Annotated in this window: 15 protein-coding genes; all 15 read left to right on the forward strand. The window is 63.6% G+C overall.

What is annotated here, in order from left to right:
• Positions 1-34 precede the first annotated feature (34 nt).
• The 15 genes from gcvPA (at position 35) to ACFOSU_RS20440 (ending at position 15,821) form a co-directional block, all read left to right on the forward strand.
• The gene (gene gcvPA, locus ACFOSU_RS20370) at positions 35-1,420 is read left to right on the forward strand and encodes an aminomethyl-transferring glycine dehydrogenase subunit GcvPA (protein WP_380691851.1); all 1,386 of its coding nucleotides are present in this window, start codon (positions 35-37) and stop codon (positions 1,418-1,420) included.
• Between the two features lie 32 nt (positions 1,421-1,452).
• Complete coding sequence (gene tpx / locus ACFOSU_RS20375; protein ID WP_380691852.1) at positions 1,453-1,959, forward strand: thiol peroxidase; 507 nt, start codon at positions 1,453-1,455, stop codon at positions 1,957-1,959.
• Positions 1,960-2,184: 225 nt separating this feature from the next.
• On the forward strand, positions 2,185-3,681 hold the full coding sequence (gene gcvPB / locus ACFOSU_RS20380) for an aminomethyl-transferring glycine dehydrogenase subunit GcvPB (RefSeq protein WP_380691853.1): 1,497 nt from the start codon (positions 2,185-2,187) through the stop codon (positions 3,679-3,681).
• 178 nt (positions 3,682-3,859) lie between these two features.
• Entirely contained in the window at positions 3,860-4,795 is a 936-nt protein-coding gene (locus tag ACFOSU_RS20385) for a carbohydrate kinase family protein (RefSeq protein ID WP_380691855.1), read from the forward strand.
• Between the two features lie 38 nt (positions 4,796-4,833).
• On the forward strand, positions 4,834-5,364 hold the full coding sequence (locus ACFOSU_RS20390) for a GNAT family N-acetyltransferase (protein ID WP_380691856.1): 531 nt from the start codon (positions 4,834-4,836) through the stop codon (positions 5,362-5,364).
• Positions 5,365-5,409: 45 nt separating this feature from the next.
• Positions 5,410-6,201, forward strand: coding sequence for a prolipoprotein diacylglyceryl transferase (gene lgt, locus ACFOSU_RS20395; RefSeq protein WP_380691858.1), 792 nt, complete (start codon positions 5,410-5,412; stop codon positions 6,199-6,201).
• Positions 6,198-7,004: a thymidylate synthase gene (locus ACFOSU_RS20400; protein ID WP_380691860.1), complete on the forward strand. Its 807-nt coding sequence runs from the start codon at positions 6,198-6,200 to the stop codon at positions 7,002-7,004. Before lgt ends, ACFOSU_RS20400 begins: the two co-directional genes overlap by 4 nt.
• A gap of 243 nt (positions 7,005-7,247) precedes the next feature.
• Positions 7,248-8,972: a putative bifunctional diguanylate cyclase/phosphodiesterase gene (locus tag ACFOSU_RS20405; RefSeq protein ID WP_380691861.1), complete on the forward strand. Its 1,725-nt coding sequence runs from the start codon at positions 7,248-7,250 to the stop codon at positions 8,970-8,972.
• Positions 8,973-8,990: 18 nt separating this feature from the next.
• Positions 8,991-10,529: an ATP-binding protein gene (locus tag ACFOSU_RS20410; protein ID WP_380691862.1), complete on the forward strand. Its 1,539-nt coding sequence runs from the start codon at positions 8,991-8,993 to the stop codon at positions 10,527-10,529.
• 94 nt (positions 10,530-10,623) lie between these two features.
• Positions 10,624-11,133, forward strand: a complete 510-nt coding sequence (locus tag ACFOSU_RS20415; protein ID WP_380691864.1) for a dihydrofolate reductase — start codon at positions 10,624-10,626, stop codon at positions 11,131-11,133.
• A 75-nt stretch (positions 11,134-11,208) separates the two neighbouring features.
• Positions 11,209-11,478, forward strand: coding sequence for an acyl-CoA-binding protein (locus ACFOSU_RS20420; RefSeq protein WP_380691865.1), 270 nt, complete (start codon positions 11,209-11,211; stop codon positions 11,476-11,478).
• A gap of 130 nt (positions 11,479-11,608) precedes the next feature.
• Entirely contained in the window at positions 11,609-12,256 is a 648-nt protein-coding gene (locus ACFOSU_RS20425; RefSeq protein WP_380691866.1) for an HAD-IA family hydrolase, read from the forward strand.
• Positions 12,257-12,267: 11 nt separating this feature from the next.
• Positions 12,268-13,098 (forward strand): NAD-dependent protein deacetylase, encoded by an 831-nt coding sequence (locus ACFOSU_RS20430; RefSeq protein ID WP_380691986.1) that lies wholly within the window; start codon positions 12,268-12,270, stop codon positions 13,096-13,098.
• 276 nt (positions 13,099-13,374) lie between these two features.
• Positions 13,375-14,322 (forward strand): ROK family protein, encoded by a 948-nt coding sequence (locus ACFOSU_RS20435; protein WP_380691867.1) that lies wholly within the window; start codon positions 13,375-13,377, stop codon positions 14,320-14,322.
• A 272-nt stretch (positions 14,323-14,594) separates the two neighbouring features.
• Positions 14,595-15,821: an ATP-grasp domain-containing protein gene (locus ACFOSU_RS20440; RefSeq protein WP_380691869.1), complete on the forward strand. Its 1,227-nt coding sequence runs from the start codon at positions 14,595-14,597 to the stop codon at positions 15,819-15,821.
• Positions 15,822-15,838 lie beyond the last annotated feature (17 nt).

A 15,838-nucleotide genomic window follows, 5' to 3' on the forward strand; every position in this document is an offset into this window, starting at 1 on the left:
TGGCGCTGCGCGTTCCGCGAATTCACGAGACATCATGCCGTTCATTCCGCATACCGATGATGATATCCAGACCATGCTCACTGCGGTGGGCGTGGCGGCGATCGACGATCTGTTCGACGAGATCGACCCCAGCCTGCGCAACGTCTCGCTCGACGGCATTCCCGAGGGCGCCAGCGAACAGGCGATCACCCGGCTCATGCACGAGCGCGCCGCGCGCGACGCCGGCGGGCTGTGCTTTATCGGTGCCGGCGCCTATGAGCATCATGTTCCGGCGGCGGTCTGGGAAGTGGCGACCCGTGGCGAGTTCTACAGCGCCTATACGCCGTATCAGCCCGAAGCCAGCCAGGGCACGCTGCAGCTGGTCTATGAATACCAGACCATGATGTGCGGGCTTACCGGCATGGACGTGGCCAACGCCTCGCTCTATGACGGCGCGTCCGCGCTGGCCGAGGCCGTGCTCATGGCCGTGCGCGCCAACCGCAAGTCCAGGTCCAATCGCGTGCTCATGCCGGCCGGCGTGCATCCGTTCTATCGCGAGGTCGCGCACAACATCTGTGCCAATCAGGGCGTCGTGTTCGAAGCCCTGGAATACGAGCCTGCCAGCGGTACCGTCGATTTGAACGCGCTCGAGCGCTGGGCCGGGGAGGACGTGACCGCGCTGGTGATACCGCAGCCGAATTTCTTCGGCGGGCTCGAAGACGTGAACACGCTCACCGATTGGGCCCACACCAACGGCGCCATTGCCATCGGCGTGATCAATCCGGTCGCGCTGGCGCTGCTCGCCGAGCCGGGGCGCTGGGGCAGCGGCGAGGGCGCGGATATCGTGGTTGGCGAAGGCCAGCCGCTGGGCGCGCCGATGGCCGGCGGCGGCCCGTATTTCGGCATTCTCTGCTGTCGCAAAAAGCATGTACGCCAGATGCCGGGCCGCGTGGTCGGACGCACCCAGGATATCGAGGGCAGGGACGGTTATGTACTCACCCTGCAGCCGCGCGAACAGCATATCCGTCGCTCCAAGGCGACTTCGAATATCTGCACCAATCAGGGCCTGTTGGTCACCGCGGCGACCATCCATATGAGCCTGCTCGGGCCGCAGGGGCTGGAAAGCGTGGCGGCGGCGTCGGTGGCCAACACCCAGGCGCTGGTCGAGCGGCTGACTGCGATCGACGGCGTCGAGCGAGTCTTCGATGGCCCCTGTTTCCACGAGTGCGTGCTGCGACTGCCGGCCGCTGCCGACGCGGTGCTCGAGGCGCTGGCCGAGAAGGATATCTTCGGCGGTCTCGCACTCCGGCCCTTCTTTGGCTCGCTCGAAAACTGCGTGCTTGTCTGCGCGACCGAAACCAAGACCGATGCCGACCTCGATGCCTACGCCCGTGCTTTGAGCGATGTGCTCGACGCGCGCGCCGCGGCCTCGGTGGCCTGATTTTTCGTCATACCCCGTTACAAGGATTGTTCATGAGCCAGACCATCACCCTGCGCGGTACCCCCTGTGCCGTGGCCGGCACACTGCCTGCGCCCGGCGACAGCCTCGCCGATTTCACCCTGACCACCGCCAAGCTGGCTGATGTCTCGCTCGCCGATTACGCGGGCAAGCGCAAGATATTCAATATCTTTCCGAGCATGGATACGCCGACCTGCGCGCTCTCGGTCAAGCGCTTCAACGCCGAGGTCGACGCGCTGGACAATGTCGTGCTGTTCCAGATCTCGGCGGATCTCCCGTTCGCGCACAGCCGTTTCTGTACCGCTGAAGGGCTGGACAACGGCGTGGCCCTGTCGATGATGCGCGACAAGCGCTTCGCCGAGGACTACGGCGTGCTCATGGCCGAGGGGCCGATGGCCGGCATATGTGCGCGCGCAGTGATCGTCGCCGACGAGCACGACGTGGTGCTGCACAGCGAACTGGTGCCTGAACTCGCTCAGGAACCGAAGTATGAAGACGCATTGGCCGCGCTCAAGGTCTGAGCTTCTCCGGGAATACGTCTGAAGAAATCTGTTCGCAGATAAACGCAGATACAAGAGAAAGAGCGGGATAGAAAGATTTTTCCAAGCGCAACGCTCGACGGGTCAGCCATCATCCGCGAGTGGCGCGCTGACTTTCTTCATCTGCGTCTATCTGCGTTCATCTGCGGATAAAAAGTATTCCCGGCCGCAAACCCACATATCAGCAAACGCTGCAGTCGAAACGCCATGACCGAAAAACTGATCTTCGAATACAGCCGTCCCGGTCGCCAGGCCCGTGCCCAGGCGCCGGCCCATGCGCCGAGCCGCGAGCAGGCGATGGCGAACGTACCGGCGGCGCTGCGGCGCACATCCGTGCTCGGGCTGCCGGAGGTCTCGGAGATGGATGCGGTACGCCACTACACGCGGCTGTCGCAGCTCAATTTCTCTATCGACACGCATTTCTACCCGCTGGGCTCGTGCACGATGAAGCACAACCCGCGGGCCTGTAACACGCTGGCATCGCTGCCCGGTTTCCTGAATCGTCATCCGTTGGCGCCGGTGAGTCACGGCCAGGGCTTCATGGCCTGTCTGTTCGATCTCCAGCAGATGCTGACCACGGTCACCGGCATGGCCGCCGTGTCGCTCACTCCGATGGCCGGCGCGCAGGGCGAGTTTGCCGGCGTGGCCATGATCAAGGCCTATCACGAGTCGCGTGGTGATACCGAGCGCACCGAGATTCTGGTGCCGGACGCCGCCCACGGCACCAATCCGGCCACCGCCGTGATGTGCGGATGCACCGTGCGCGAGATCCCCACCGATTCGGATGGCGACGTCGACGTGGCCGCGCTCAAGCAGGCGGTCGGGCCCAGGACCGCCGGCATCATGCTCACCAATCCGTCCACGCTGGGCGTGTTCGAGCAGGACATCCTCGAGATCGCCAGGATCGTGCACGAGGCCGGCGGGCTGCTCTACTACGACGGCGCCAACCTCAACGCGATTCTGGGCAAGGTCCGTCCGGGTGACATGGGCTTCGATGTCATCCACATGAACCTGCACAAGACGTTTTCCACGCCGCACGGTGGTGGCGGGCCGGGCTCGGGCGCGATCGGGGTGGGCAAGCGCCTGCGCGATTTCATGCCGATTCCGGTCGTCGGCAAGGACGGTGAGGACGATGGCGCGCGCTATCGCTGGCTTACCGAACATGACGTGCCCCATACCATCGGCCGGTTGTCGGCGTTCATGGGCAACGCGGGCGTACTGCTGCGTGCCTATGTCTATGCGCGTCTTCTGGGTGCCGAAGGCATGACCCGGGTGGCCGAGTTTGCCACCCTCAACTCGAACTATCTGATGGCACGCCTGCGCGAGCACGGCTTCGACGTGGCTTTCCCCGAACGCCGGGCCAGCCACGAGTTCATCGTCACGCTCAAGCGCCAGAAACAGCAGCTCGACGTCACCGCCACCGATTTCGCCAAGCGCCTGCTCGACTATGGGTTTCATGCGCCGACCATCTATTTCCCGCTGCTCGTGCCGGAGTGTTTTCTCATCGAGCCGACCGAGAGCGAGTCGCGCGAGACACTGGACGGTTTTGTCGCTGCGATGGTGGCGATCTGGGCCGAGGCCAGGGACGATGCGCAGATTCTCAAGAACGCGCCGGTGAGCCTGCCGGTACGCCGGCTCGACGAAGTCGCGGCTGCCAAGAACCTGGATCTGCGAGCGCAATCGGCGATCGCGGCCGACGCCTGATCGCGGCGCGCCGACTATGGCATCATGGTCGGCTGATTCACGAATGTCCCTGCCGCTTGCAGCGGGCACTTCAGGAATGGGTTTCCGAAGGAGGGAGGCGCTCGCGCTCCTCTCTGGTCGTGCTCGCGGTGTCATGCCGAGAGCGCGATATACATTCGATTTATCTTAAGGACAGTCTATGTCTGCCTTGATCTGTGGCTCTTTCGCCTACGACACCATCATGGTCTATACCGGCCACTTCAAGAACGAGATCCTGCCGGATCGCGTGCACATGCTGAATGTGTCGTTCCTGGTGCCGGAATTGCGCCGCGAGTTCGGCGGCTGTGCTGGCAACATCGCTTACAGCCTCAAGCTGCTGGGCGGCGAAGGCGCACCCATGGGTACCGTCGGCAGCGATTTCGACGACTACGCCGAGTGGATGGACAAGCACGAGGTCAGCCGCGCGCATCTCAAGCAGATCGACAACGCCTATACCGCGCAGGCTTATATCACCACCGATCTCGACGACAACCAGATCACGGCTTTTCATCCGGGCGCGATGAACTACGCCCACGAGCAGACCGTACCGACCGACGGCAGCGTCACTCTGGGCATCGTCTCGCCCGACGGGCGCGACGGCATGATCCAGCACGCCGCCCAGTTCGCCGAAGCCGGTATCGATTTCATCTTCGATCCGGGTCAGGGTCTGCCCATGTTCAACGGCGCGGAACTCAAGACGTTCATCGAGCAGGCCAGCTATGTCGCGGTCAACGACTACGAGTCCGAGATGATGCGCGAGCGCACCGGCATGTCGGTGGACGAGATGGCCGGCCAGCTCAAGGCCCTGATCATCACCCGCGGTCCGCGCGGCTCGATCATCCGCGCCGGTGGTCAGACCTACGAGATTCCGTCCGCATCCCCCACGGCGCTGGCCGACCCCACCGGCTGCGGCGACGCCTATCGCGCCGGGCTCATTCATGGTCTCCAGCAGGGCATGGACTGGGACACCATCGGCCGGGTCGCCTCACTCATGGGCGCGATCAAGATCGAGCGTCCCGGCACTCAGAATCATCGGTTTTCCATGGATGATTTCGCCGCCCGCTACAAGCAGGAATTCGACCGCGATCTAGGCTAGCGCTGGCCGGCCCCGTTGCGAGCGCCGCGATGATCTTCATGCCGACCACCTGTCGCACCGAGCGGCTGACGTTGCGCCCGCTCGTGGCCGCCGACGCGCCGGCGGTGTTCGCTTTCGCCGGCGACCGCGAGGTGACCCGCCTGATGGACTGGGAAATGCACGTCGACCTGGCCGACAGTGAGGCGTTCATCGAAGACGTGACCGCCGGCTGGGACGATGGCGATGATTACTGCTGGGGCATCGAGCTTTACGACGAAGCCCGTATCATCGGCACCATTGCCTGCCAGTTCGACGAACATGGCATGCAGATGGGCTACGTGGTCGCAAAGGATCACTGGCGCCGGGGATTTGCTACCGAGGCGGCGCGCGCGGTGCTCGACGCGGCCCGCGACATCGATGACGTGTATCGCTTCTCCGCTACCTGCGACGTGGAAAACACGGCCTCGGTCCGCGTGCTGGAAAAAATCGGCATGCGTTGCGAAGGCGTGCTCGCCCGCTGGTCCGAGCGGCCGAACATCGATGACAGCCGGATTCCCCGTGATGTCTACATGTATGCCTGGACGCGCTGAAACGGCCACGCCGCCTGTCATCCTCTCCTGCTAGAATCCGCTGCCATGTTCGTACACCCCGATATCGACCCCGTCGCCTTTGCCATCGGCCCGCTGGCCGTGCACTGGTACGGGCTGATGTACCTGCTCAGCTTTCTGATCGGCTGGGGCATGGGCATCGTGCGCACCAAGCAGCCGCATGTGCACTGGAGCCGCGAGGAAGTCGGCGATTTCCTGTTCTATGTCGTGCTTGGCGTGGTGATCGGCGGACGCGTGGGCTATATGCTGTTCTATCAGCCCGGCCTGCTGCTCGATAACCCGCTGCAACTGTTCTATATCTGGCAGGGCGGCATGTCCTTTCACGGCGGCATGCTGGGCGTGTTCGCCGCCGCCGGCTGGTTCGCTCGCACCACCAACCGACATTTCTTCGATATCACCGATTTCGTCGCCCCCATCGTGCCGATCGGTCTGTTCTTCGGTCGCATCGCCAACTTCATCAACGGCGAACTGGTCGGCCGGGTCGCCGACGTGCCCTGGGCGATGATCTACCCGCATATCGGCCCCCAGCCGCGCCATCCCTCGGAGTTGTATGAAGCCGGCCTCGAAGGCCTGTTGCTGTTTGCGATTCTGTGGTGGTTCGCCAGCAAACCGCGCCCGCGCATGGCCGTGTCGGGGCTGTTTCTCATCGGCTATGGCTGCCTGCGCTTCTTTGCCGAATTCTTTCGCCAGCCCGATTCGTTCCTGGGCTTTGTCGCCTTCGACTGGATGACCATGGGGCAGGTGCTGTGCACGCCCATGATCCTCGGCGGTATCTTGTTGCTGGCGCTGGCCTATGGCCGTCGACAGGCCACCGCATGAGCATCGTGGAGGCGCCGTATCTCGATCTGATGCGCGAGGTGCGCGATCACGGCATCGAGAAAGGCGATCGCACCGGCACCGGTACGCGTTCGGTGTTCGGCCGCCAGATGCGCTTCGATCTGGCCCAAGGTTTTCCGGCGATCACCACCAAGAAGCTGCACCTGCGCTCGATCATTCACGAACTGCTGTGGTTTATCGCCGGCGATACCAACATCGCCTATCTCAAGGACAACCGGGTCTCGATCTGGGACGAGTGGGCCGACGAGAACGGCGATCTGGGCCCGGTCTACGGCTATCAGTGGCGCAGTTGGCCGGCCCCGAACGGCGAAAGCGTGGATCAGCTGGCAAAAGTGATCGAGTCGATCACGCGCAATCCGGATTCGCGCCGGCATATCGTCTCCGCCTGGAATCCCGCCCAGGTCGACGACATGGCGTTGCCGCCCTGTCATGCCCTGTTCCAGTTCTATGTCGCCAACGGCCGGCTGTCCTGCCAGTTGTATCAGCGCAGCGCGGATATCTTTCTGGGCGTACCGTTCAATATCGCCTCCTATGCCTTGCTGACCCACATGATCGCCCAGGTCTGCGGGCTTGGCGTGGGTGAATTCGTGCATACGCTGGGCGATGCGCATCTGTATCTGAATCATCTGGAGCAGGCCGATCGTCAGCTTGAGCGCAGCCCCATGGACGCACCTACGCTGTGGCTCAACCCGGATATCGACGATCTGTTCGCGTTCCGGTTCGACGACATACGACTCGACGGTTACCAGAGCCACGCGGGTATTCGCGCACCGATCGCAGTGTGATCGCCGACGTCGCCGCGCATCGGCTCGTCCGGCGCATGTCGCGACATGCATTTGCTCGCCTGCCGGCGCGTGGGCGCGATCACGCCTGGCAATAAGCGCGGGTAAAGTCGGGTTCGGCTGGCGCCGGGTAACACCGGCTGTTGTGACGGGTTGACAGATGTGCGCTGACATCGACACCGGCACGACTTGAAAGCACTTTTCAGGCTACACTTGCCTGAATCTCCGCTGACTGCCCCGGCTTTCATGTCGCAATCCCGAACGATACGCGTGTTGATCGTGGACAACGATCCTGAAGATCGCTTGCTGATCGCCGATTTATTGTCCAGTGCGCAGCGGTGCCGATACGAACTGACGATGGTGGGCAATTACAGCGATGGCCTCGCGGCCATGCGCACGGGCGACTTCGATATCTGCCTGCTGGACTACGAGCTCAACGGCCATACCGGCCTCGACATCATCCGCAGTCCGGCCGCTGCGAATTTCGATGCCCCGATCGTGGTCATGAGCGGCTATGACGACTACGAAATCGACCTCGCGGTGATGGAAGCCGGCGCCGCCGAATTTCTGCCCAAGAGCGAGCTCAGCGCGGCGCTGCTGGAACGGGCCATCCGTTATTCGATCCAGCATCACGAAAGCCAGAAGAAATTCACCTATCTCGCGCGCCATGATCAGGTCACCGGCCTGTTCAATCGCAGCGTGCTGCTCGAACGCATGGCCTTCATGCTCGATCGCCCCAAGCGCGAGCAGCATGCCTTCGCGGTGATGTATTTCGATCTCGACGGTTTCAAGTCGATCAACGACAGCCTGGGCCACGGCGTCGGCGACAAGGCGCTCTATACAGCCGCGCGGCGGTTGAAATCCGAATGTGGTGAATTCTCCCTGCTGGCGCGGCTCGGCGGCGATGAGTTCGTGGCCGTCGTCGACAGTGGCGATCGAGCGACCCTCGACGCGATGATCGATTCGGTGCTGGAGATGTTCCGCAAGCCGGTGTCGATCGACAGCCATTCGATTTTCGTGACCACGTCGATCGGTATCGCGCTCTATCCGCAGGACGGCAGCGATGCCAGCACGCTGATCAACAACGCCGATGCCGCCATGTATCTGGCCAAGCAGGGCGGGCGCGACACGTTTCACTGGTACGACGGCGAGAACGATGGCCGGCGCTCGTCGCGCGTGGGCTTGGAAAACGAACTGCGCGCCGCGATCGACGGTAACGAGCTGCATCTGGTCTACCAGCCGCAGTTCGATCTCGAGAGTGGCAGTGTGATCGGGCTCGAAGCGCTGGCGCGATGGCAGCACCCCAGACTCGGCGCGATTCCGCCGGAAGAGTTCGTGCCTCTGGCCGAGGCGCGCGGCTGTATTCGGGCGCTGACCCGCTGGGCGCTGACCACGGCCTGCAGTCAGTATCTGTCGTGGCGCGACGCCGGCGTGATCGAGCGCAACGTCGTGCTGGCGGTGAATGTGTCGTCCCAGCATGCCCGCGACGAGGATTTCCTGCCGATGGTCCAGCAGCTGCTCAAGACGCTGGCCATGCCGCCGCAGCTGCTGGAGCTGGAATTCACCGAAAACGCGCTCATGCTCGGGCCCAACGATACCAACCCATTGGTCGGAGACCTAAAGAATTTGGGCGTACAGGTCGTTATAGATGATTTCGGCAAGGGCTATTCGTCGTTGAGTTATCTAACCCGGCTGCCGGTGGATTCACTGAAGATCGATCTGAGTTTTCTGCGCGGGGTGGCCGACAATGCCCGCGACCGAGCCATGGCACGGGCGATTATCGCGCTTGGATCGAGTCTCGGTCTGCGGGTGATAGCCGAAGGTGTCGAGACCGATGATCAGCGCCAGTTTCTGGTCGACAACAAATGCGCTTTCGGCCAGGGATTTTTTTATGCGCCGGGTCTGCCGGTGGCAGATTGCACGCGCCTGTTGCAGGCTGGGGCGCCGTACCAGCGCGTATCAAATCACTAGCGCGACCGGACGTCAGGTATGGGAGAAGCAAAGAGCGCCGTGAACACGATGTTCAGCGATGATACGGACGCGCGCGCGCAGTCGCTGGGAACGGCTGCGCTCGCCCTCTTGCTCGAGCAACTGCCGGGGGCGGCGGTGTGTCTGCTCGATGCCACCGGCGTGATCGAAGAATGGCATGCCAGCGCCGAGAAACTGCTCGGCCATATCGCCAGCCAGGTCGAGACTCAGCGCCTGGAAACCCTGTTTCCGGAAGAGCGACGTTTCGAGGCAGTGTTGCCGCGGGCGTTGTTCGAAGCCAGCGCCAGGGGGCGCGCTCGGGTCGACGGCGGGCTCATGACCCGCAGCGGCCAGCGCCGCGTGTGCACGCTCGACCTGCAGCCGCGCATGGACGCCAACGACGATGTGATGGGCTTCATCGTGCTGATTCGCGCGACCGCGCCCGGCCGGGCACTCGACGCGATCAATTCCAACGACAATCTGGTGGCCGCGCATCGTACCAATCTCGCCCGTGCCGACGACGAGCCGGCCTGGATCGGCGTCGATCTGGGCGGTCGTGTCAGCCGCGTGAGTGAAAGTGCCGCCGACTGGCTGGGCTGCGATGTCGAAGACCCGCCCGGGCGGCTGTTGTCCGATTGCCTCATGCCGGTCAACGGCGTCGATTGGTCGGTTGCGCTGCATCGCTGCGTGCGTCCGCAGGGAACGGTCACACTGCGCGTGAAGAGCATGGAAGAGCGCGGCGGCCATGTGCGCAATGCCAGCCTGTTGCCCCTGCGTGCCACCGATGGCCGGCTCGATGGATTCACGCTGGTGATTCTGTCGGGCAACGGCCCGGCCGCGGCGGCGACGCGGGCAGCGGATCGCACCCCGAATGCATCGATCGGCGACGGTGGTCTGCTCGCCGCGGCGCACGATCTGCGTGAGCCTCTGCGCAAGATGCAGCACTACGCGCAGCAACTACAGACCAAGGAAGCGCCGCGCCTGAGTGACGATGGCCGCCGGCAGCTCGAGAGTATGCAGTCTGCGGCCGAGCGCATGCAGTCGATGGTCGGCGGCATGCTGCGGTTGGCCCGAATCGAAACCGCGACGACCGCCGGGCAGAGTCTGGATGTGAAGGCGGTCGTGGACGAGGCACGCGCCGATCTGGCGGTGCTCATCGAAGAGCATGGTGCCCAGTTCGACGTGGGTGCCCTGGGCACCGTGGTCGGCGACGCCGATCAGCTGCGGGCCCTGTTTCAGAATCTCATCGACAACAGCATCCGTTATCGGCGCGACGGCGTGCCTCCGCATATCCGCATCGCGATACCCGAGGACGCCGACGAGCTGGACCGCGTGCAACTCGACTACGTCGACAATGCGCGCGGTATCAGCGCCCCGGACGTCGCGTTTTCACCGTTCCACAGCAAGGATGCCGGCGGCCACAGTACCGGTATCGGGCTGCCGCTGTGCCAGCGCGTCTGTCGCCGCCACGGCGGCGATCTGCGGGTGCTGGAGACCGGTGATGAAGGTACGCGGTTCCGGATCACGTTGAACGACCTCGACGACGGCAGCACGGCCTGAGCTTGCGCGCTTGCGTCGGCACAGCGCGAGGCGCGGCCGGGCTGCGTCGGGAACATGAACACCGATCGCCGCTCGATTGGCAACGAAGACCTGTATGTCGAAGATAACCCCCAGGATCACGCTCATCGCGGCGATGGACCGACACGGCGTGATCGGTGCCGACGGCGGCATGCCCTGGCATATTCCGGGTGATCTGCGCTGGTTCAAGGCGCAGACGATCGGCCGGCCGATCCTCATGGGTCGACGTACCTTCGAGTCGATCGGCCGCGCGCTGCCTCGGCGCCGCAACCTCGTGCTCACGCGTGATCCGGACTTTGCTGGCCCACGGGTCGAGCGCGTCGCCAGCCTCGACGCCACCCTGGCGCTGCTCGATGAAGACGATGGCGACGAACTCGTGGTGATTGGCGGGGCCCAGGTGTATGCACTCGCCCTGCCGCGGGCGACCTGCCTGAAGATCACCCGGATCGAGGCCTGTTATGCCGGCGACACCTGGTTTCCCGATGTGGACTGGGACGAATGGGAAACAGTGGACGAACAGAGCATACCGGCCGCCAACGACACGCCGGCGCATTGTTTCATGACATTGCATCGCCGCGGCGCTTAGACTGGTCGGATGCCCGCCGGACGGCCATCGTCTCGGCCCATCTACAAGATAACGCAACACCATCAGGAGATTTTCATGGCAGACGATCTGAAAGCCGATTTCGAGAAAGCGCAGGAAGAAGTCACCAAACTGTCTTCGCGTCCGGAAAACGAAGATCTACTCGCCCTGTACGCACACTACAAGCAGGCCACCTCGGGCGACGTGAAGGGCAAGCGCCCCGGATTCACCGATTTCAAGGGGCGGGCCAAATACGACGCCTGGGCAAAGCTCGACGGCATGGATACGGACACCGCGATGCGGGGCTATATCGGCAAGGTCGATTCGCTGATCGATGCCGACAGCTGAGTTCCACGGATCGCGGCAGTGCGCATACGGAGCGCGTACGGCGCGTCCGTAACCGGGAGCGCATGGCGTGTCTGCGCTTGGCGGGGATGTGCTGCATCGCCACGACGGCTGGCTTCGTAAGGACTATTCCATGAGCGGCGCTATCGACTGGCTGGTTTTCGATCTCGGCGGCGTACTGGTGGATGTCGCTTGTGCCGAAGTGACGCTTTCGGATCTAGCGAGCCGTACCGGAACGCCCCGTGACCGTCTTGACGAGGTATTGCGCGAGCGCTTCACCGAGCAGCCGTTCTCGCTGGCCGAGCAGTTCCAGACCGGCCTGCTCGACGAACATGCGTTCCATGCGGCGCTGAACAACGAACTCGAACGACCCATGTCGTTCGACGCGCTGAAGGGCGCGCTCGAGACCATGCTGGAAGGCGACCAGCCGGACACCGTGGCATTGCTGTCACGACTCGCATCGGTGCATCGGATCGCTTGTTACAGCAATACCAACGCCACCCACTGGCGTCATCTGCAGGCACATTTTTCGTTCTTTGCCCATATCGAACGGGCGTTTGCATCGCAGGAGCTGGGCTATGCCAAACCCGATCGGCGCGGCTTCGACGCGGTCGTAGCGCGGCTGGCATCGGCACCGGCACGCTGTCTGCTGATCGACGATCGGGCCGTCAATATTGACGGCGCGCGGGCCGCGGGCTGGCAGGCGCTGCTGTTCACCGATGCGGCCACGCTGGAGCGGGATCTGACCCGCCTTGGCGTCGCGGTGCCGGTGGCGCCGTGAATAGGCTAGACATGGGCGCCGTGGCGCCCGCGGATCATCTACACGTGTTGAACGATTTTCTGGCCGCGCATGATCGTCTGTTCGTGCTCACCGGTGCTGGCATCAGCACTGCCTCCGGTATTCCGGACTATCGCGATCGCGATGGCGGCTGGAAGGGGGCCACGCCCATTCAGCATCAGGAATTCGTGCGCCAGCTGTCCAAGCGCAAACGCTACTGGGCGCGCAGCCTGGCGGGCTGGCCGGCGGTCGCTCGCGCCCGGCCGAACGCGGGCCATCAGGCACTGGCCCGCCTGGCAAAGGGCGGGCGTACCGAATTGCTCGTGACCCAGAACGTGGATGGTCTGCATCAGGCCGCCGGCCAGCGCGCGGTTGTCGACTTGCACGGACGTCTTGACCGCGTGATCTGTCTGCAATGCGACACGCGCCTGGCGCGGCGTGCGGTACAGGACCTGCTGATCGAGCACAACAGCGGCTGGCTGCACGATGCCGCCGCCATTCGGCCGGATGGTGATATCGAGCTGGGCGATGTCGACTACGAGGTGTTCAACGTGCCCGATTGTCCGGTCTGCGGCGGGATATTGAAACCGGACGTGGTGTTTTTCGGCGGCGCGGTGCCCAAGCCCACGGTTGCGCGCGCTTGGTCTGGCCTCGAGGCGGCGGATGCGGTGCTGGTGGCCGGGTCATCGCTGATGGTGTGGTCGGGCTTTCGTTTTGTGCGCGAGGCGGCGCGGCGCGGGTTGCCGATCATGGCGATCAACCGCGGCCGCACACGCGCCGACGATCTGATCACCCACAAGCTCGATGACGACTGCGGCGCGCTGCTGTCCGCCGCGATCGCCTGATACCGATCGCGCGGGCGCGGGTTCCGAAAGCTGCCACGCCGCTGCGCGACCCCGTCGGAGCCGATCGTGCTGCACCCCGCGCGGTCCGGCTTATTCTGTCGTACCGTCGATTTCGCCGAACGGTACGGCGCCCACAACCAGGCGAGCCGCGATAACATAGGTCAGGAAATGGAGCTTTCTTCTAATCATGTCTAGCACCTCTAAGTCGGGTACGTTCCGCGCATCTTCATCTGTGTACAGCGTGAGTCTGCGCGTGCTTCGTGACGCGTGGATGACATGAGCACATCGCAGGGCGCATTGCGTCTGGGTATCGATCTGGGCGGCACCAAGATCGCGGGCATTATCCTCGACGGCGAGGACGCGGTGCGCGTGGAGCGCCGGGTGGATACGCCACGCGGCGATTATCGGGCCACCGTGGCCGCAATCGCGGCACTGGTGGATGCACTGGAGCAGGAGGCCGGTGTGCGTGGACTGCCATTGGGTCTCGGCTCGCCCGGCAGCGTCGTTGCCGATACCGGTCGTATCCGCAACGCCAACTCTCAGTGTCTGAACGGGCAGCCGTTGCCGGCCGATCTGAAGACGGCGCTGGGGCGCGAGGTGCGCATCGCCAACGATGCCAATTGTCTGGCCCTGTCCGAGGCGCATGATGGCGCGGCCGCCGATGCCGGCTGTGTGTTCGGCATCATTCTCGGCACCGGCGTGGGCGGCGGCGTGGTCGTCGACGGGCAGGTGCTGACCGGGCGCAACCGGTTGGCCGGCGAATGGGGCCATATCAGTCTGCCCTGGCCGACGTCGGCGGAGTTCCGTCAGCCACCGCGCTGCTGGTGCGGGCTCGCCAGTTGTCTGGAGGCCTGGCTGTCGGGCCCGGCCATGAGCGCCGATCACGTCCGGCGCGGCGGCCACGAGCTGGCCGCCCACGACATCGTCGCACGGGCGGAGGACGGCGAGCGGCTGGCCGGAGCTACGCTGCGGGCCTGGCTGCAACGCGTTGCCCGCGCGCTCGCCATGGTCGTCAACCTGCTGGATCCCGACGCGATCGTGGTCGGCGGCGGGCTGTCGCAGATTCGCTGGCTCTATAGCGAGGTGCCCAAGATATGGGCCGAGCATGTGTTCGCCAGCGCGATCGACACACCGCTGCGGGCGGCCCTTCACGGCGATGCGTCCGGTGTGCGCGGCGCCGCCCGGCTGTGGCCGATCTCGGCGCCCGAAATCGACACCCGTTGACCGTCGTCTAGGCGTTCCGGGCCGCTTCTCTGGTCCGGCGCAGCTTTTCCTGTTTTCAGGAAATATTTCCGGCAGGGCCGTGCGATCTTGCGCCGCAGGCGTATGCTGACTCTATTCCGGCGTGATGCGCCGGTAGACACGCTTCTCCCGGCCGATTGGCATGACGGGCACGGCGCGGTTCGCGGCCACACTCGTGGGAACCGCGAACCCCGCTCCCCTCAACGAATTCCTCGTTGTGCTACGGTCAAAGGGAATCAAAGTTAGAGGCATTTATGACAGAAAAAAATCCCGAAAAGGGTTACGTCGCGCTGCTGGGCTGGTCGCTCGGCGCTATCGAGGCAGCCGATCGTTTCGACCGGCGCTATGTGGTGGTCGCCCCTGATTGGGCAGAGACCTACTGCACAGAGCACGACATTCCCTACATCCCATGGAACTTCGAGCGTCTTAACGACCGCTCCATGGAGATTGCAGAGAGGCTCAAGGAAGAGGGCGTGGACGTCGCGATTCCGCTGTTCGAGGAAACAGTGGAGTGGGCTGGCGCGATCAACGCCGTGCTCATGGACAATCCGCGTCTGCATGGTCAGGCCGTGTTGTTCCGCGACAAGGCGTTGATGAAACGCCGTGCGCAGCTGGGTGGCATCCGCGTGGGCATTTTCGAAGAAGCTCACGAGAAGGACGACGTCGTACGCTTTCTCAAGCGCGTCAACCAGACGCTGCTCAAGCTCGACGGCGATCCGGACGATCCCATCCATCTGAAGGCTTTCGACAAGGCCGGCTGCCTGGGTCATCGCATGATCCGTACGCCGGAAGAAGTCGATGCGATTCCGGATACCGAATTTCCGTTGCTGATGGAAAGCCATCTCGACGGCTGGGAGTTCGCGGTCGAAGCCTGGGTATGGGACGGCAAGATCCAGTTCCTGAATATCTCGGAGTACGTCACGCTGGGCTACTCGGTCTTCGTGCCGGCCACGCCCGAGCTCGAAAGCTGGCGTGCGCTGATCACCGAGCAGATCGAAAAGCTGATCAAGACCTTCGATATCAAGTTCGGCCAGATCCATCCCGAGTACTTCGTGACCAGCGATGGCACCATGTATTTCGGTGAGGTTGCCTATCGCCCGCCGGGCTTCAAAGCCTTCGAGCTGATCGAGCGCGCCTACGGCTTCAATGCCTATCAGGCCAATATCCTGGTATTCGATCCGAAGACGACGGCGGAAGAGGTCGAGAACTTTTTCCCGGAAGAAGTCACCGGCGCCAAGGGCTATGCCGGCTGCTTCGGCGTCTATCCGCGTCGCCGCGTGGTCAGCAAGCTCGAGGTTCCGAAGGAAACGGAAGATCATCCGTACTTCGATTTCCATGAGCTGAGTACGCCGCTGCAGGAAACCGTGACCAAGCGCAGTGCCTTCGGCACGCACTGGGGTCTGGTGTTCTTCTTCGGCGACAGTCCGCACAAACTGCGGGATCTGCTCAAGCATCAGGAAGATCTGGACTTCTACGTCTAGACCATTGACCTGAAGAA

Source organism: Salinisphaera aquimarina, assembly GCF_042643355.1.
GTDB lineage: Bacteria > Pseudomonadota > Gammaproteobacteria > Nevskiales > Salinisphaeraceae > Salinisphaera > Salinisphaera aquimarina.